Below are 17482 nucleotides of genomic sequence, written 5' to 3' on the forward strand. Positions count from 1 at the left end.
TTGCAGTTCTCTACCAGTTTTATCAGCATTCCATCCATATCATCCTTATCAAAAATTAATACATCAAAAACTGGTTGTACACGCTTTGCATATACGCTTTACCATACATCAGCAGTGAATCATCCACTGCCTGCGGCACATTGTTCTTTCTGAAAGTGATGGTCTTGCCAATGTTGTCGAAAGAGATAATCTGTTCCGGCGATGCAAAGCCAAAACCATTATCCCAATCATAAAAAGCAAATGATTTAGAAGCCGGATTAAGCAAGTCTTTGCTCCATACAAAAGCATCTGCATTCCTATTTATTTGGTGCAATAGGGTAGTAGCAATATCAGTTTGACTTCCTGTTTTATCTATTTTTTTACCACGCCATGCAGGTGCAATGGCGCCGCCATAAAACAGCAATGGAATACGAAAACGATGATAGTTGTTGATGTCATATCTGTTTTCGGGCAACAGATGCCCATGGTCGGCAACAAGTATAAATAAGGTTTTATTGAACCAAGGTTGTTGTGCTGCTTTGCGCATGTAATCGCCAATGCACGAATCGGTATAATAAGCAGTGCTTTTAAACATCTGAGGCGGCGTAGCACGGCCAAAATGCGCAGTAGTGGGCAGTTCAAAAGGCTCGTGATTGGTAAGTGTGAGTATGGTAGAAAAGAAAGGTTGTTTTTCTTTATTCATATCTTCCAGTTGCCTGTTAAAAACCACTTCATCATACGCGCCCCATTTGGAGTTCATATCTTTCTTATCGAAACTATTTTTATCAATAATGCGCGAGTAAGCATGACTTAAAAGATATGATTTTGTATTAACAAATTCACTTTCACCACCATAATAAAAAGAAGTGCTGTAGCCTGCATTAGCCAGCACTTGCGAAATAGCAGGCAATTGCTTTTGTTTATTATCAAATTTAAGAATACTGGTAATGGCTTGCGATGGAAAACCACTTAAAACCGCAACTGTTCCTTTATCGGTTCTATCGCCCGATGCAAACGTATTGGTGAATAAGATGCCCTCTTTAATTAACTGCTCCATATTTGGAGCAATGCCTTTTTCGCCGCCTAAACTTTCTATTACATCGGCAGTATAGCTTTCTATAATAAAGATGACTACATTGGGTGTTGCTGTTGTTAATACATCGGGTGGCGGAACTTGCGGCACAGCATATAAACTGCGTACGATACTATCAGCAGTAGATTCTTTATGATAATAAATAAACGGATTTTTATGGCCGTACTTACCGCCGGTATTTTTAATAATATCATTTAAAAAACTCCATTCGGTATTCACGGCAGCATGGTTGAGATAAGGACTGTTGGAGAAATAAGCCATACTTTCATTCATGGGTGCCAGTTGCCAGCCGCCGCGCAATGCCAGTATTTCCAACCCAATCAATAATACGCTGCAAGCGGCTGCCAGCAAAGGTTTGAGCTGTTTGCTTCTGGCAAAAACCATTATTTTTTTATATAAAAAAATACCAAGCAATACTAAAACAGCCAATATGGCAAGCGATAAAAATACAGGCGAAGAACTGCTGGAAGCAACTGCTTCTTCAGGAAAGCGTATAACATACTCCACTACTTTATAACTTATTTTGCTGCCCCACTCAAAGTAAATATTGAGATTGACAATAGCGATAAAGGCACATAAAAAAAGAACAATAATGGTATAAATACGCAATATTTTTTTCCCCCACCTTATAGCAGGAACAAACATACGAACGATAAAAAAAAGCAATGGCAATGCACATATATATGCCGCCATCGAAAGGTCCATCCACAAGCCGTAAAGGGCTACTTTACTGATGTCTGTAGCTGCAAACAAGCGTGTTTTAGGAAAGAAATAAAGGATAAAAACCAGCCTTTCTATAAAAAAGAAAATGAGCCAGAAGCAATAATATTTAAAAGCAGCAAGCAGGTTGTGGAGCATTTGTAAAAGGCAAGATTAAGAAGGAGATAAGTGAGATAAAATAAAAAGGCAAACCTGAAAAGCGCTCAGGTTTGCCCTCTATGCTTAATTATACAGCGGATTGGCTTCCATTGCTGCTATATCGGCATCTTTATAGTTATATATTTCGTTGTACAGTGTATCTCTTTCCACCGGCTCTCTGCCTGCTTGTTTTATCAGCGTTACCAACTGTGTGGTAGAGAGTGACGGCGATTGCTCTTCGCTACCCGCCATCGAATAAATTTTGGTAGTATCGTCGATGGTGCCATCCAAATCATTTACGCCAAAGGATAATGAAAGCTGCGCATTTTGCCTGCCCAGCATGGGCCAGTAAGCTTTCAGGTGTGGAAAGTTATCCATGTACAGCCGTGCAATCGCATACAGCTTCATGTCTTCTGTAATGGTCGATTCCGGCACATTGCTCATATCATTATTGCGGTTGCGAAACTTGAGTGGAATAAAGGTATTGAAGCCGCCGGTTTCATCCTGTAATTGCCGCAATCGTTCCATGTGGTCTATGCGATGGTAGGGCTTTTCTATATGTCCGTACAACATAGTTGCATTGGTGTGCATACCCAGTTCGTGCGCGGCCCGATGAATAGCCAGCCAGCCCTCGGCATCTACTTTATCGGCGCAAATCTGTTCTCTTATTTCGGGGTGAAAGATCTCAGCGCCGCCGCCCGGCATCGAATCCAAACCCGCCTCGTGCAACAGGCGCATGCCTTCGGTTATGCTCACTTTTGCCTTGCGAAACATATAATCCAACTCTACCGCTGTATAACCTTTAATGTGTAATTCCGGGCGATGCGCTTTTATCTGTTGCATCAAATCCATAAAGAAACGCAGGTTGAGTTTAGGATGCACGCCGCCAACGATATGCACTTCGGTAATGGGCTTGCCATCGTAGCTCTTTACAATATCCATCATCTGCGGTATACTTAGTTCCCAGCCTTCTTCACGGTGCGCATACAGGCGGCTGTACGAGCAAAACGCACACGAAAACACGCATACATTGGTTGGCTCTATATGAAAATTGCGGTTGAAATAGGTTTTATTGCCATGCCTTTCTTCGCGCACAAAATTCGCTAAAGCGCCCACAAAAGGCAGTGTTGCTTTTTCAAACAATAATACGCCTTCATTAAAACCAATACGCTGCTTTTGCACCACTTTTTCTGCTATCTGCTGTAATTCCTTGTCTCTTTCTGTATCTATTAATCGTTGCAGTACGGATGTCCTTTCGGTATATATCATCACACTTCATTTAATTAGCTGCAAATTTATTAATGAATTTTTTGGTTTGCTACAAATAACAAAAAGTTGCCATTTTCGTTTAATCAAATGTAAAGGTTACTACCGCTTTCTGCTTTAGCATCCCCACACGCTGAAGAATAAATGGTTTGGAACTAAAATTGAATAGCATGCCTGCTTTTATAAATCTGCCGCAAAAACAAATTCATTTTATTTATTTGCTGAATGTTACAACAACTCAACAGACATTTACTTAAGGGTTTTGCAGCTGCAACGGTGCTTAATCGTTTGCGTTTGGTTGTTGCAAGCGGTTGTGGCACTAAATCTATACGCCGGCAACGTTTTTTAATATCCTCAATTTTCTTATACTTTTTGCTTTGTTGCTGCCATGCGGGTACTGCCCAGCAGGCGCCTGCTAAGGATAGCATACAGCAATACAACACCGCGGATAGTACGAAAGCTGAACAGGACACAGCAATTGCCAAAAAAAAGCGCAATATTTTTCAGGCGCTCCTGCACCTGATAAGTAAAAAACACCCCGATACGGCTTATTCACCCATCATGCCTAAGCTGGTTACCAAAGCCGAAGTGCCTTATTTGCCCTATAAAGGAAAAATTATCCGGCATATTGATATTCAGAAGTATGGGTTTGAAAAAACCTTTACCGATACTGCCAAGCGCAGTACGTATTTTGGAACGCGCATACTTAATCACCTGCATCGAGATACCCGCACCTGGCAAATTCGCAATAACCTGTTTATACAGGAAAACACGCCATTGAATGTGTATTTGCTGGCAGAAAACGAACGTTACCTGCGCTCGCTGGATTATATACAGGATGCGCGTATATTGGTAAAAGACCTGCCTGGCACCGATTCTATTGACCTGGTGGTGGTAACCAAAGATTTATTTAGTATAAATGGTTCTATTGGCAGTTTTACTTCGAGCAAAATAAGACTGAAAGCAGGTGATGAAAACCTCTTTGGCACGGGGCAGAAACTGGAAGTGACCGGGCTGTACGAGAAAGCGCGCGACCCGGATATGGCTGCGGCAGTGTTGTATGGCATCAACAGTATCAATCATTCTTTTATTGATGCCACGCTTACCTATAGCCAGATGAACCAGAACCTGAGCAGGAATTACAAAAACGAGCATGCTGCCCTGTTGAGCTTTAATCGCCCGCTGATGTCGGCTTACGCGCGCTTTGCAGGCGGACTTACGCTGGGTGCCAACCAGTCGAGCAATGATTACCTGCAACCCGATAGCTTTTTTTACAAATACCGCTACAACATTGTGGATGGCTGGATAGGTTACAATCTGGGGGTAAAAAAGCTGATGGGAGATAACAACATGCGTGACCGGAAATTTGTAAGCATCCGTTTTTTCAACAACAATTTTACGCAATTGCCTTACCAGATTGGCGATAGTTTTAACCAGTGGTACAACGATAAAACCGGCATTTTAACGCAGTTTACTTTTTTTAAACAAAACTTTTATAAAACCAATTATATCTATGGTTTTGGTACTACCGAGGATATTCCTACGGGTTATAATGTAGCCGTTACTACTGGTTGGTACAAGCAACTTAATTTGTCAAGGTTTTATAATGGGGTAGATGCCAACTTTTACCGCATCAATGGCAGTGGCGATTTTGTACAGTATTTTGCACGGGTAGGTGGCTTTTGGAATAAAGGTAGAATGGAAGATGCCGGCTTGCTGTTGGGCACTTCCTTTTTCAGCAGGTTGTATGTAACGGATAAACTCAAGCTGCGCCAATACTTTAGGCTTAGTTACACAAGGCAGTTCAACCGGGTATCGCTCGATGAACTAAAGATTAATAATCCTTTTGGCCTACGCTATTTTAAAAATGATTCTATACTTGGCGACCGCCGCCTGAGCCTGCATACCGAGACCTTTGTATTTATGAATTACCGCGCCTTTGGTTTTCAGTTTTCACCGTTTGCCTTTGCCGATTTGTCGTGGCTGACCCCCGAAAATAAATCGCTGGCGAAGACCAATTTTTACAGTGGTATTGGCGGCGGTGTACGCACCAGGAATGAAAACCTGGTGTTTGGCACCATGGAATTTCGCTTTATTTATTTTCCGCGCCGTATTGATGGATTGAATCAATTTAAGATAACAGGGAGTATCAATCTCCGGTTTAGATACAACACCAATTATGTGCGTCCACCCGACATTATACAGTTAAATGCAGACTATAGTAACAGTGTATTTTAAAGAGCTTTACTATCATTCAAACATATTTAGGTGGCAAATGCGCTATTCGCAATATGTTTGTAGCACTTATTTTGCTTCATACAAACAAATACTATTTTTTATATGAAAAAGGGGGCTTTATTGCTGCTTGGCTTAATTGTTTTTGTAACTGCTTCGTTTGCCCAGGAAACGAAGGCACAATCGCAACAGGCTGCCATGCAACAGCTACGATGGCTGGTTGGCAGATGGAGCGGTACCAGTGAAGTAAATGTAAATGATAGCAAGCAGATAACCTACGTGCAGGAGATTATTACACCTATGCTCAATAACACCATCTTTACGGTGTCTGCCCGTGGAACGGCTTTAGATTCGGCTACCAATAAGATGACACAGGTGTATAGTTCTTTTGGCGTTATTTCGTATAATGTAAAAGACAAACAATACCGCTGGCGTACCTGGCGCAACCCCGGCGACAGCTATGATGAAGCCAACTTTAAAGTGGGTGAAAATTCGTTTGAATTTATATCTAACGAAAATGGTGGTTACATGCGCTACAAAGCCAACCTGAATGAAAACGGACAATGGGTAGAAACCGGCGAATACTCAAAAGATAAACAAACCTGGGGTTTATTTATTAATATGACACTGAATAAAAAGCGGTAATCTTATTTTAACGCTGAGGATTTAGGAACGCTGCGTTTATGCGGATAGAATAAGTATCCTCTGCATAAACACTATTCACTTGTATTCTCTGCGGTGAGCGTAAAACTACTTTCCCTTTCTAATTGCTCTTCCCTTTTGCAAGGCCGGGTTACCGTACTTGTTTTTCACAGCATCGATGGCTTTATATAAATTAGCCTTCTTATCAAAGTCTTCAAACAAACTACCCTGCATAGCATGCGAAGTTAAATCGCTTAAGCGCACGCCAAGCAGCCGTACCGGTTGCCCCCTGCGATACAACTGGTGAAATAATTGTCTGGCAGCTTCAATAAATTCATCATCTTTAAACGTATAATCAATACTTGCCTGTCGCGAAGTGGTTTCAAAATCGGGATAACGGATTTTTACGGCAATGCAACCTGCAAGCTTTTCATCTTGGCGCAGCTCATGTGCCACTTTTTCGGTCATACGAACGAGTTCGCTCAGCAAAAAATTAATATCGGCACTAAACTCATGAAAAGTGTTTTCGGTAGAGATGGATTTTGCTTCGTGTTCGTTGATTACTTCGCCATCGTGCTGTCCGTTGGCTTTTTGCCAAAGCTCGGCACCCCATTTACCCAACTGTTCTTCCAGTGCTTCGGGCGAATAGTTGAGGATGTCTTTGATATAGTGAATATTTAATGCCTTTAATGCAGCAAACGTTTGCTTACCAACACCAGGAATTTTGTTTACCGCAAGTTGACCCAAAAACACCTTTTCCATGCCAGGCTGAATAAATAAGTAACCGTTCGGTTTGGCTTCGTCCGTTGCAATTTTTGCCACCAGTTTATTACTGGCAAGACCAAACGAAATAGGTAGTTTGGTTGTATCAATAATTTCCTGACGGAGGGCGATAGTCCATTGATACACATCAAAAAACTTGTCCATCCCGGTGAGGTCAATATAAAACTCATCAATAGAGGCCTTTTGAAAAAGCGGTGCCTTGGCAGCAATGATGTCAGTGACCAGTCTGGAGTAATGGCTGTATGCACCGCGTGTTCCTTTTACTACTATGGCGTTGGGACAAAGCTGTAACGCTTTTGCCATAGGCATGGCACTATGCACCCCAAACTTACGCACTGCATAGCTGGCTGCAGCAACAACGCCTCTTTCGCGGCTGCCACCTACTATCACCGGCTTGTCTTTCAATGCAGGGTTTTGCAGCACTTCTACACTTACAAAAAAAGAGTCTAAATCGAAATGGGCAATATAGCGTTGCGGCATATGTGATTGAATGATAACTGATAAAACGAATAGTAAAATAACTGATTTTGCCGATAGTAAAAGAAAATAAAAACCGGTAGCACTAATATTGAGAGCGTAAGGGAAATGATAACTGGTAAAGGGCTGGCAGGGAAAGATAGTTAAATAAAAAGGATAAATTTTAAGTGCCTATATGTTGATCAGGGCAAACGCATTAAAACTGGTTAGAGGTATTGAGCACTTTTAAGAGATAATCTTTATCCCAGCCACTATTTGCCTGATGTGAATAACTCCTTTTAATGTGTTTGCCCTGCGTTATATACCGCGCAATATGGTGGCTCTTTTATAACTGGTAAAATCGTGGCCGGTGCGTATGCGGAGTTGTGTAAAAATTTCGCATAGCGCAGCCTGTTGTTTTTCCTCGAGTTCTTCCTGCGTAATGGGAATTTCTACGGTACCATGTGGTCTTTATAGGTAATTATTTTATTAGGAATTTCGACTGCGTTCAATATCTCATCTACCAACTCGGTAGCAATAGCATTGCGCGGCATATCGGAATACTCGGCTTCGCGCGGGTTTTGCACAAATACAACGCCGCCGTTTTCCTTTACGCGCTTTAAGTCCATCGAGCCATCAGCGCCGGTACCCTATAGTACTACTGCCACGGCTCGTGGCCCGGTCGTATCTGCCAGCGTACGAAAGATATCTATCGGCGCACGGCGTTCCTCAACAGTATGAATTTGCTCTACGGCAATGTTCCGGCCCGTCATTTTAGGCTGCCGTTGGGCGGCACCATATATGCATAGTCAGGTTCTACCTGTACTTTCTCCGTTGCTTTCGATACTGCCAGTGCGCATACTGCCTGCAGCTCAGCCGTAAGCTGGCTGTCGTAGTCGGGCGAGAGATGCAGGATTACTACATAAGCAATACCACTGTTGGCAGGCACATGCCCAAAAAAGTCCTTGAGTGCCTGTACACCGCCGGCAGATGCTCCGAGGCACACCAGTAAGAATTGCAGAATAATGGTCCTCTATTCAGCTACTTATAATAATGCTCATCCAAATAAAAATAGCCGTTGGACTTTTGCCAGTACCAGTACTTTTTCATAAATACATAATAAGTGCCGCGGCTATTCTTTTTTTGTAGTGCAGTGGGCACATATAAAATGCGCGGTGGTATTTGCCCATAACGATAGGAGAGAGTTTTAAGTTCGGCGGGTGTATAGGCGCGGGCATTGGAATTGTTTAAGATGGATTTGGACGCGTCAGGTGGCAGATCTTCTTCTTTTACTGCAAAGTTGCCCCGCGCATCTACAATAATCATAGGTTTTGCAACGGCTGCCGGTGCTGCAGGGGCTGTCGTCGTTCCTTCCGCTGCTTCTGCTGAATCCAGCAAGGGCTTTACCGGCTCGTTTGTCGTAGTTGTCGTTGTGGTGGTAGGGGTAGTAGTTGTAGTTTTACTTGCAGCAGTTGTTTTGCGGCTGCAACCTACGGTTATAACAACGAGCAGCAGCAGGAGAGACGAAAATAGTTTCATTAATACCAAAAATTTATACCGCTCAGTCTTCTAATTTCATGCCAGCACCTGAAATACATGTACTTAGATTAACTAATAAGAAGTTATTATGCAAAACAGCCCGTAAAATGCAGGGCTGTTGTTTAATTAAAAGCTTTTTCGAGACAAAGGCTGATATTATTCAGTAATGCCTTTGATGGGCATTGGAAAAAGAAAATATTCAAATACGCTGTTATGCGCTTTGGCAACATAGTTGGTGAAGGTTTGCATACCGTGACGCATAGCCGTTGCATATTCGGGTCCCAACCTGGCAATAATATCATTTATCCTGGCTATTTCCTGCTTAATGGCTTGTTCGCGTGCTGCCTTACCTTTCGGCAAGGCGTTATCCAGTTCTGCTATATTTTGCTCAAATACTTCGTCGGATTTATTATAAAAAGCGGCGAGTATCGGATTACATTTATACGTTTTAATATGCGACAACTTAACAGCGGCTTTTCGTTCCGTTTCATCCATACCGCCGTCGTGGTTGGCAGCCAGCAACGAAATGTATGCCGGCAGTTTATATAATTGCTCTTTTTCGTCGTTGGTAAGCATCGCCATGTAATTCATAGTAAAACGTCTTTAATACAAATGGTACAAATCATTTTCTATGCACATTGTAAACGATAGGATTAATCGTTGTACAATGTATCGTGTGTGGTGAGATAGGGAATAAAAAAGGTAAGCAGTAAACCCGTTACCGCTACTGTACCCAGCAGCAGTCCCCTGAATTCCTGGTTCTCCATAGCATTGCTGGAGCGCATTACGTGCAGGCTGCCATAAAAGCAAAAAATAGTGAGTATGAGAAAAATAACGATGTACACAATGTTGCCATACTTCGTAAGCTTATTGAGGAAAAAGTAAATAATACCTGCTATTGTAAATAACAGCATGGTAGCAAAAATGATAGAAGAAACATTGATAAAATCGGAAGGATAAAACTCAGCAAAGTCACGGTAAAAGAAGTCGTACGCAAGATTAATGAGTGTTGCAATAATACCGGCAAATACACCTGTCAATAAAGTTTTGGAAAGTCTTGTCTGTGGATAATCGTGGTTCATAAATTGTATATTTTTTTAATTGAATTTTTTTGTTTAAATAATATTATGCATCTGCCTCTTTCCTTCGCTGCTGCATCAGCGTGCGTCCCCTTACTATCAGGCGCATCGTTCGCCTTGGCAGCGAAATAGAGGTATGATAATAATTGTCTTTTCTGTGCATATCACTATATGCCTTCAGGATGTCCGGTGCGGTAATGACACCGGCAATTTTGTTCTTTTCCTCTTTACTCAGCACGGCAATCACATCCATACCAGTGCGCCCCATTATTTCGCTTGCATCACTTACCGGCTGATCTTCTAATACCACCGGATTGTAGGCTGTCATTACATCCTTTACAGAGGCATTTTCGTCAATTGTTTCGTCGAATAGTTTTTCTCTTTGTACATAGCCATTAAAGTTTTCCTCTTCATCAGCCACCACAAAGAATTTATTGCTGCTTTTGTCTATATTTTCTTTACTCCACGTACGCAGTTCATCAATGCTATTATCGGCACTTATTATTACCGGTTCATCCTCCATAACATCGCCCACATTTATATTTTGTAAAACATCAGGTGTAAAAGCATCAGGAGCTCGCACACCGCGTCTCAGAATTTTTTCAGTCATAATGCTGCCTTTCAGCATAAAGAACGACACAAAATAAGCGGCGGTACATGCCCCTAAAAGTGGTAAAAGTCCGTGTGGCTGGGCCGTGGTTTCAAAGGCAAATATGATGCTGGTGAGTATAGCCCGTGATGCGCCGGCAAACATGGCTGCCATACCAATGAGTGCGGCGGTAGCAATATTGATGTGTGTACCAGGTAAAACGTAGAGCACACCCAAGCCCAGCAACGCACCCAGACCTCCGCCGATAGTAAACAAAGGCGCCAGCGTACCGCCGGAAGTGCCACTGCCGAGGGATATAACCCACGATAAATATTTAAGCAGGCAAAGCGATAATAACATGGCTACAGGCAGCTTGCCGGTAAGCAGGCTGGTAATGTTATCGTAGCCCACACCCATCGTATGAGGTGCAAAATAACCGATCACACCAACGGCTATGGCACCAATTGCAGGCCACCACATCCAGTGGACAGGTAATTTTTCAAACATGTCTTCTACCCAATATACCGATTTGGACACCCAGGAAGCTACTACCCCCACCACAGCACCCATCAGCACGTAAGTTGCCAGTGCAGCATTGCCGGGTACCGGTATTTCGGGCATACTAAACACCGGCTCGTTGCCAAAAAAGATTAAGTGCATGGCTGCGCCAGCCGCACAGGAGAGCGCTACGGGTATAATAGAGCGTGGCGAAAACTCAAACAATAACAACTCGATAGCTAACATTACGGCTGCTACCGGACTGCCAAAAATAGCAGCCATACCTGCACAGGCACCAGCAGCCAGCATAATTTTCCGCTCACTGGCAGAAATGCGCATAACCTGTCCGGCTACCGAACCCAGCGCTCCACCAGTAGCTATAATTGGACCTTCGGCGCCAAACGGACCGCCGGTACCAATGGAAATGGCCGCAGATATGGGCTTTAAAAAGGTAATAATCGGTGCTATTTTACTTTCGTTTGTAATAATATTCTCCATTGCCTCGGGTATGCCATGTCCTCTGATGGCTGCAGAGCCAAAACGTGCCATAATACCTACGATAATGCTACCGATAATGGGCACAAAGATCACCATCCAGCCCCAATGGTTGCCGGCAGGCGAGGAAGGTTCAAAAGAAAACTGCTTGTAAAAAGCAATATTGGTGATAAGCTGGATGAGTAAAACCAATACTTTAGCAATTACGCCTATAATGATAGCATTTACTACTGCCTGCAAGCTCAAAAAAAACACCCTGCCCGAAAGGTGCGGTTTTTCGGGTAAAGTATTGTCGGTATTATCAAAGGTGCTGTTTAAAGAAGGGGATACCGGGATGGCGGATGTTTTTGCTCGCGTACTCATGTAGATAGAAAATATATTTTGGGCTGCAAAGGTATTCTATATAGAATATATTTACAGTTAAATTTAGTTTATTTATCACAAAACCTATTCCACATAGCATATTTTTTAACTTAATTTGAGCTATAAAATATCTTGTGCTAATTTATTATGAATAAAACAAAGACCAGTTGTGATGTGCAAAGCTGCTTTATGTGCCAGGGTTGTATGCCCGATTGGCTGCAGTTGATGGCTATTCATAAGAAAAACCTGCATTTCAGAAAAGGCGAACTCATTTTTAAAGAGGGACAGCCGATAGAAGGCATCTATTTTTTGTATAAAGGAAAAGTAAAAGTGCATAAACATTGGGGACAAGAGAAAGAATTAATTATACGGTTTGCAACGAATGGTGATATTGTTGGACATCGCGGGTTTGGCAGCAATGCTACCTATCCGGTTTCTGCTACGGCGCTGGAGCCAACTATTATTTGTTTTGTAGAAACCGACTTCTTCCTTTCTACGCTCAACATCAATCCTCAACTCACTTTTAAGCTAATGCTATTTTATGCAAGTGAGTTGCAGGCTGCCGAACACCGCATGAGCAACCTGGTGCACATGGATATGAAAGGGCGTATTGCAGATAGCTTACTGATGCTTAAAAATCAGTTTGGATTGGACGAAGATGGGAATATTAACATCATCATCAGCCGGCAAGACCTTGCATCTTTTGCCGGTGCCAGCTACGAAAGCATTTTCAGGATTATGAATGAACTGGTGAATGATAAAATTATAGCCGTACAGGAAAAGAATATTAAAATTCTCAATGAGCTACAATTGCAGGCTTATACGGCAGCGGCAGTGTGAGATGATAGGTTTCGGAGAGAAACTCTGCGCTTTAGGCTGCGAGTTACGGGCTTTTGAACTAAGAACAGACAGTACTACTTGATTGAAAATGCTATAAAACCCTTGTGCGCGGGAAGACACGCGCAACGGCAGCAATTGTTTATGGTTTATATAAATGGAAAGCTATTTGAAATGCTTTAACGCCTTAGCCAGTTTTTTTATCACCGGTAAAGGCGTTTTCTGTTGGTGAAGAACATCAACAGCGGCGAAAAATGAAAAGTGTTGTTGAAATACTTTAAACAGTAAACTTAAAGTCAGTTAATTCTTCCTGCGGAATAGTTTGCTGAACGCCGGTTTGCAAGGATTTAATAACACAGGTTTTTGCCTCCATTTCTTTACTGCCAATAATCACTACAAAAGGAATATTCTTCTTTTCGGCGTATTTAAATTGCTTATCGAATTTGGCTGTTTCCGCGTATAACTCAGCCGGAATATTATTGCTGCGTAACTGCTGCATTAATGCAAAAGCAACTTTGCTTTCCGCTTCACCTAAATTAAAAAACAGCACACGCGTACCGGTGGCAATATCAGCCGGAAAAAGCTGTAATTCTTCCATTACATCATATATTCTATCCACCCCAAAAGAAATACCTACACCAGGCAGGTTGGGCACACCAAACAAACCAGTTAAATCGTCATAGCGTCCGCCACCACCAATGCTACCCATTTGTACACCTTTCGCTTTTACTTCAAAGATGGTTCCTGTGTAATAGTTAAGTCCGCGTGCAAGCGTGAAGTCAGTAATAAGTTGTTCGTTGACAGATGGCGGAAGAAAGTTGATCATATATTCTAATTCTTCGATGCCTTTTTTGCCCCATTCGTTATTACCGAGCAATGCTTTAACCTGGGCTATTTTTTCTTCGTTGCTGCCGGCGATAGATAAATACTGCTCAATAATACCTACCTGCTCCATGTTTAACCCTCTTTCGCTCAATTCTTCTTTTACTTTAGTCAATCCTATCTTATCCAGCTTATCAATTGCCACTGTGATGTCAACCAAACTATCGCTGCCACCGCATATCTCTGCCAGCGCAGCAAGAATCTTGCGGTTGTTGATTTTGATTTCTACCTCAATGCTCAGTCTTTTAAAAACATCAGCATACAAGGCAGCCAGTTCTACTTCATTCAGCAACGAATAGCTTCCAACTACATCAGCATCGCATTGGTAAAATTCGCGGTAGCGACCTCTTTGCGGGCGATCGGCACGCCACACCGGCTGAATTTGATAACGCTTAAAAGGAAAAGATAACTGTCCGTAATTCATGGCTACATAGCGTGCAAACGGAATAGTGAGGTCGTAACGCAAGGCACGCTCCGTGAGATGTCTATCATTTTTGCCGTGCAAAATATTTTCAAATGCAGCAGTTGCTTTTGCTGTATTTTTCGGGTCGTTCAAACCATTATTTAATACCTTAAAAATTAGTTTATCACCTTCTTCGCCGTATTTACCCATAAGTGTCTCCAGGGTTTCCATAGCAGGCGTTTCCAGCGGCTGAAAGCCATAGTTCTCAAATATATTGCGAATGGTGGCAAAGATAAAATGACGCTTGCGTACAGTAGCAGCGCCAAAGTCGCGCATGCCCTGCGGTATAGAAGGTTTCATAAATGTTTAAACAGTTTCTTTTGTGCCGTATTTTTGTATAATGTTGTCGCAGGCTTTATCTATCAGGTGATACACTTCGTGGTAGCCCGGCTCGGCGCCATACCACGGGTCTTGCACGTTGCGGTTTTCACCGGGATACAATTCGTTAAGCAATAAATCTACTTTAGACGGATCCCAGAGGTTGCCGCTGATGCGTTTTATCTCATTGTAATTTTCCGAATCCATTACATAAATTTTATCATACTCCTGTATGAAATTTCTTTTATACAGGCGCGCACGTTGGTCGCAGATATCAACACCATTCAGCTTTGCTACTTTTTGCGATAAACGATGCGGCGGCTCGCCGGTGTGATAGCCGCCGGTACCCGCACTTTCTACTATCCAGTTCAGTCCTGCGTTTTTTGCTTTATATTTTAAAATGCCTTCTGCCAGCGGGCTGCGGCAGATATTGCCAAGGCAAACCATTAACACTTTCATGCATGCAAAGATAACCGGAGATTTGGGGAGATAAAGGGAGATTTTCAGGACGAAGAATGTTAACGCTTTAAGCATTGCTTTAAATAAAAAAGCATGGAGGTTTATTACTTTTATGCGTTCTTTCTCACTTTCTACCTGTCTTTTGCAAATATGATAAAGCTCAAACTCAACAAAACGTTTATAAGATTTTTGAAACAAATAAGAGCTACTGTTGTTTTGCAGAACAATTGCTTTGATATTAACTCCTGAACAATATTTTTGATACGCTTCACTATCTTTTCATTCATACTGCAAGGTTTATTTAGTTTTTAATTTTGTAAAAAAGGCAAACCTTATTTTTATTTTCTCTTTTTATGGTGGTGATCTTTCTTGCAAACTGCGCAAACGGTTGCTTGCTTTTATAGCACAGAAGAATAATAAATTTACCGCTATCTTACCTGGCTAATATTATAAAAAGTATTGTGCAGACATGTTTTGGCGATGGGACATTTTTTAAAAAGCAATCATTGCTGATGGAGCGCCATTAAGTAAAGTATTGATTTAAAAAACTAAAAAGATAGTTGGTATAAAAGTATTTTGTTAATAGGCATTTGTAATATGGGCAAATTGTTTAACAGAGAAAAAGATTTTTTTGTTATCAATTTTACATACCTGCTATCATGAATTAAAAAATTGAATTTTGTACAGAAAGATTGCTTGAAAAACTAATTGGAATATAACCGTATGATTATACACGATTACACTGCTAATGAAGATGTACTGCTTCAGCGATTACAAGACGGTGATGAAAAAGCCTTGGGCGCTTTGATGAAGTTATTCTATGTGCCTATTTACAATTATGCCTGCAGGTTTTCACAAGATGAGCAATTAGTTAAAGATTGCATTCAGGAAGTTTTTATTAGTTTGTGGCAAAGGCGTGATTCAGCAACTGCTATCTCTTCTCCAAAATATTATCTGCTGCGGGCTGTTAAAAATAAAATAGTTAAAGCTATCGGTAAAAATGCCAAAACCATCAACTCCGGTTCTTTGGATGAATATGATTTTAAAGTAGAATTTTCAACAGAATATATGCTGATTGAAAAACAGATTTCCGCAGAAAACGCAGCTCGTCTCCTGGAAATACTTTCGCAGCTTCCTGCCCGGCAGAAAGAAATTGTTTATCTGAAGTTTTATCATCAGCTCGATCATGAACAAATTGCAGCGCTGATGAATATCAACCGCCAATCCGTATATAATTTGCTTCATGAAAGCCTGCAGAAATTAAGAAAATTCTGGCAACAGGAATTAATTACTTCTGTTGTAAGCTTTGGTAGTTTTATGATACACCTGTTTTAATACTTTTCCCACAAAAGCGCGGAGCACACAAAGGATTCTTCTTTGTGCACTCGGTATCTTTGTGGGCAACTGCTTATTCCTCCTTTTTTATTTTTCAAAAAAATTTTTTCCATTTCACCAGTAGATTTTTCAATAACCGGGAACTTATTGATATAGCAAGACTATGAACATTAAAAATTTCCATTTATATGAGGTAACTGATTTTATTCTCGATGAAGATTTTATGCGGTGGGTGTATGCACCAACTGCCGAAGATCAAGCCTTCTGGCGCAATTGGCTTAAACAATATCCAAATAAGCAGTTAATTATAGCAGAAGCCCGGCATATTGTACAATCCATCAGCATAAAACCTGAAAAGATCAGTAACCACGAGATAAATGAAGAAGTAGAAAAGTTGTTAGACACTATTCATGCAACAGAAAAGCCAATTGCAGTTTCTTTCATTCGCCAATGGAGATATGTAGCAGCAGCTTGCTTTATAATATTGGCTGGCATTGGAATAACAGGGATATATTATACCAATAGAAAAAATGTTGAGCAATTCAGTTATCACAATGCGGTAAGCCATCAACATCTGATAGAACAGGTAAATACTTCTGACAAAAAGTTAACAGTTACGTTGCCGGACGGCAGTATTGTAATACTTTCTCCCGATAGCCGAATCAGTTACAAAAATGGTTTTGATAATACAGACACGCGTGATGTGTATTTATCCGGTGAAGCATTTTTTGAAGTAACGAAAGATGGCTTGCATCCATTCCGTGTATTTGCAAACGAAATCATCACCAAAGTATTAGGTACCAGTTTTAGCATCAGTTCTTTTGATAAAGAAAAAGATATTAAAGTAATTGTACGAACAGGAAAAGTAAGTGTGTATTCGCAGTTTGGAACATCAGGCAATAAAACAAAAATAGCTAACAAGCTGGATGGTATCATCATAACACCCAATCAACAACTTACCTATAACAGGGAGCAACAAAAGTTTGATAAAGAATTGCTGGATAAGCCTGTTATAATTACCACGGATATAACACCAAAAATGATGGTTTATGAAGAAACGCCATTGGTTAAAGTGCTGAAGGATCTAAGAAGAGCTTATGGCATTCCGATTACCTATGATGCCGACCTGCTAAAAAACTGTACGCTCACAGCCGATCTAAGTGGTGAAGCACTTTATACAAAACTGAATATGATATGCACTGCTATCGGCGGCTGGTACGAGGTGATTGATGGCCAGGTGATCATTCATGCTGCCGGATGCTGACAACAAATTTTAATAATATTCAAAAACTCAAACTATTGCTTATGCTGTT

The 17482-nt window shown here is 41.4% G+C and carries 17 protein-coding genes; 5 read left to right on the forward strand and 12 right to left on the reverse strand.

The genetic code is table 11. The features are described from left to right. Positions 1 to 55: 55 nt before the first annotated feature. Positions 56 to 1930, reverse strand: coding sequence for an LTA synthase family protein (locus FC093_RS08780; protein ID WP_137261394.1), 1875 nt, complete (start codon positions 1928 to 1930; stop codon positions 56 to 58). Between the two features lie 84 nt (positions 1931 to 2014). Beyond that, positions 2015 to 3199 (reverse strand): aminofutalosine synthase MqnE, encoded by a 1185-nt coding sequence (gene mqnE, locus FC093_RS08785; protein ID WP_137261395.1) that lies wholly within the window; start codon positions 3197 to 3199, stop codon positions 2015 to 2017. A 222-nt stretch (positions 3200 to 3421) separates the two neighbouring features. Here mqnE and FC093_RS08790 point away from each other — a divergent pair, with 222 nt between their 5' ends. Both FC093_RS08790 and FC093_RS08795 read left to right on the forward strand, forming a co-directional pair. Then, positions 3422 to 5434 (forward strand): BamA/TamA family outer membrane protein, encoded by a 2013-nt coding sequence (locus FC093_RS08790; RefSeq protein ID WP_240743245.1) that lies wholly within the window; start codon positions 3422 to 3424, stop codon positions 5432 to 5434. A gap of 102 nt (positions 5435 to 5536) precedes the next feature. Then, the gene (locus FC093_RS08795; RefSeq protein ID WP_137261396.1) at positions 5537 to 6076 is read left to right on the forward strand and encodes a DUF1794 domain-containing protein; all 540 of its coding nucleotides are present in this window, start codon (positions 5537 to 5539) and stop codon (positions 6074 to 6076) included. Between the two features lie 105 nt (positions 6077 to 6181). Here FC093_RS08795 and dinB read toward each other — a convergent pair whose 3' ends face one another. The 8 genes from dinB to FC093_RS08835 form a co-directional block, all read right to left on the reverse strand. Further along, entirely contained in the window at positions 6182 to 7336 is a 1155-nt protein-coding gene (dinB, locus tag FC093_RS08800) for a DNA polymerase IV (RefSeq protein WP_137261397.1), read from the reverse strand. A 428-nt stretch (positions 7337 to 7764) separates the two neighbouring features. Further along, complete coding sequence (locus FC093_RS24370) at positions 7765 to 7941, reverse strand: chemotaxis protein CheB (RefSeq protein WP_137261398.1); 177 nt, start codon at positions 7939 to 7941, stop codon at positions 7765 to 7767. A gap of 21 nt (positions 7942 to 7962) precedes the next feature. Next, entirely contained in the window at positions 7963 to 8085 is a 123-nt protein-coding gene (locus FC093_RS24375; RefSeq protein ID WP_262711020.1) for a hypothetical protein, read from the reverse strand. Next, entirely contained in the window at positions 8082 to 8318 is a 237-nt protein-coding gene (locus FC093_RS24380; protein WP_170971032.1) for a chemotaxis protein CheB, read from the reverse strand. Before FC093_RS24380 ends, FC093_RS24375 begins: the two co-directional genes overlap by 4 nt. A 35-nt stretch (positions 8319 to 8353) precedes the next feature. Continuing rightward, positions 8354 to 8851 carry a hypothetical protein gene (locus tag FC093_RS08820; RefSeq protein WP_137261400.1) on the reverse strand — a complete coding sequence of 166 codons (498 nt, stop codon included), beginning with the start codon at positions 8849 to 8851 and terminating at the stop codon, positions 8354 to 8356. A 156-nt stretch (positions 8852 to 9007) separates the two neighbouring features. Next, a complete protein-coding gene (locus FC093_RS08825; protein WP_137261401.1) occupies positions 9008 to 9442 on the reverse strand; it encodes a hypothetical protein in 435 nt (144 codons plus the stop codon). A 62-nt stretch (positions 9443 to 9504) separates the two neighbouring features. Further along, a complete protein-coding gene (locus tag FC093_RS08830; protein ID WP_137261402.1) occupies positions 9505 to 9933 on the reverse strand; it encodes a hypothetical protein in 429 nt (142 codons plus the stop codon). A 43-nt stretch (positions 9934 to 9976) separates the two neighbouring features. Then, positions 9977 to 11875 (reverse strand): chloride channel protein, encoded by a 1899-nt coding sequence (locus FC093_RS08835; RefSeq protein WP_137261403.1) that lies wholly within the window; start codon positions 11873 to 11875, stop codon positions 9977 to 9979. A 147-nt stretch (positions 11876 to 12022) separates the two neighbouring features. On the opposite strand from FC093_RS08835, the gene FC093_RS08840 reads away from it, so the two are divergent. Then, positions 12023 to 12715, forward strand: a complete 693-nt coding sequence (locus FC093_RS08840) for a Crp/Fnr family transcriptional regulator (RefSeq protein ID WP_137261404.1) — start codon at positions 12023 to 12025, stop codon at positions 12713 to 12715. Between the two features lie 274 nt (positions 12716 to 12989). On the opposite strand, the gene hisS is transcribed toward FC093_RS08840, so the two are convergent. Both hisS and FC093_RS08850 read right to left on the reverse strand, forming a co-directional pair. Continuing rightward, positions 12990 to 14357 (reverse strand): histidine--tRNA ligase, encoded by a 1368-nt coding sequence (gene hisS, locus FC093_RS08845; protein WP_137261405.1) that lies wholly within the window; start codon positions 14355 to 14357, stop codon positions 12990 to 12992. A 6-nt stretch (positions 14358 to 14363) separates the two neighbouring features. Then, positions 14364 to 14834, reverse strand: a complete 471-nt coding sequence (locus FC093_RS08850; protein ID WP_240743246.1) for a low molecular weight protein-tyrosine-phosphatase — start codon at positions 14832 to 14834, stop codon at positions 14364 to 14366. A 723-nt stretch (positions 14835 to 15557) separates the two neighbouring features. Between FC093_RS08850 and FC093_RS08855 the strand changes: the two genes are divergently transcribed. Continuing rightward, positions 15558 to 16169: an RNA polymerase sigma factor gene (locus FC093_RS08855; protein WP_137261406.1), complete on the forward strand. Its 612-nt coding sequence runs from the start codon at positions 15558 to 15560 to the stop codon at positions 16167 to 16169. Positions 16170 to 16332: 163 nt separating this feature from the next. Continuing rightward, a complete protein-coding gene (locus FC093_RS08860) occupies positions 16333 to 17433 on the forward strand; it encodes a FecR family protein (protein WP_137261407.1) in 1101 nt (366 codons plus the stop codon). The last annotated feature ends 49 nt before the right edge of the window (positions 17434 to 17482 follow it).

It is taken from the genome of Ilyomonas limi, assembly GCF_005233845.1.
In the GTDB taxonomy this organism is placed as follows: Bacteria; Bacteroidota; Bacteroidia; order Chitinophagales; family Chitinophagaceae; genus Ilyomonas; species Ilyomonas limi.

Excerpts from the sequence above, each read along its gene's own strand:
- FC093_RS08780 (WP_137261394.1), bottom strand. The coding sequence starts at position 1,930 with ATGCTCCACAACCTGCTTGCTGCTTTTAAATATTATTGCTTCTGGCTC.
- mqnE (WP_137261395.1), bottom strand. The coding sequence starts at position 3,199 with ATGATATATACCGAAAGGACATCCGTACTGCAACGATTAATAGATACA.
- FC093_RS08790 (WP_240743245.1), top strand. The coding sequence starts at position 3,422 with ATGTTACAACAACTCAACAGACATTTACTTAAGGGTTTTGCAGCTGCA.
- FC093_RS08795 (WP_137261396.1), top strand. The coding sequence starts at position 5,537 with ATGAAAAAGGGGGCTTTATTGCTGCTTGGCTTAATTGTTTTTGTAACT.
- dinB (WP_137261397.1), bottom strand. The coding sequence starts at position 7,336 with ATGCCGCAACGCTATATTGCCCATTTCGATTTAGACTCTTTTTTTGTA.
- FC093_RS24370 (WP_137261398.1), bottom strand. The coding sequence starts at position 7,941 with ATGGACTTAAAGCGCGTAAAGGAAAACGGCGGCGTTGTATTTGTGCAA.
- FC093_RS24375 (WP_262711020.1), bottom strand. The coding sequence starts at position 8,085 with ATGACGGGCCGGAACATTGCCGTAGAGCAAATTCATACTGTTGAGGAA.
- FC093_RS08820 (WP_137261400.1), bottom strand. The coding sequence starts at position 8,851 with ATGAAACTATTTTCGTCTCTCCTGCTGCTGCTCGTTGTTATAACCGTA.
- FC093_RS08825 (WP_137261401.1), bottom strand. The coding sequence starts at position 9,442 with ATGAATTACATGGCGATGCTTACCAACGACGAAAAAGAGCAATTATAT.
- FC093_RS08830 (WP_137261402.1), bottom strand. The coding sequence starts at position 9,933 with ATGAACCACGATTATCCACAGACAAGACTTTCCAAAACTTTATTGACA.
- FC093_RS08835 (WP_137261403.1), bottom strand. The coding sequence starts at position 11,875 with ATGAGTACGCGAGCAAAAACATCCGCCATCCCGGTATCCCCTTCTTTA.
- FC093_RS08840 (WP_137261404.1), top strand. The coding sequence starts at position 12,023 with ATGAATAAAACAAAGACCAGTTGTGATGTGCAAAGCTGCTTTATGTGC.
- hisS (WP_137261405.1), bottom strand. The coding sequence starts at position 14,357 with ATGAAACCTTCTATACCGCAGGGCATGCGCGACTTTGGCGCTGCTACT.
- FC093_RS08850 (WP_240743246.1), bottom strand. The coding sequence starts at position 14,834 with ATGAAAGTGTTAATGGTTTGCCTTGGCAATATCTGCCGCAGCCCGCTG.
- FC093_RS08855 (WP_137261406.1), top strand. The coding sequence starts at position 15,558 with ATGATTATACACGATTACACTGCTAATGAAGATGTACTGCTTCAGCGA.
- FC093_RS08860 (WP_137261407.1), top strand. The coding sequence starts at position 16,333 with ATGAACATTAAAAATTTCCATTTATATGAGGTAACTGATTTTATTCTC.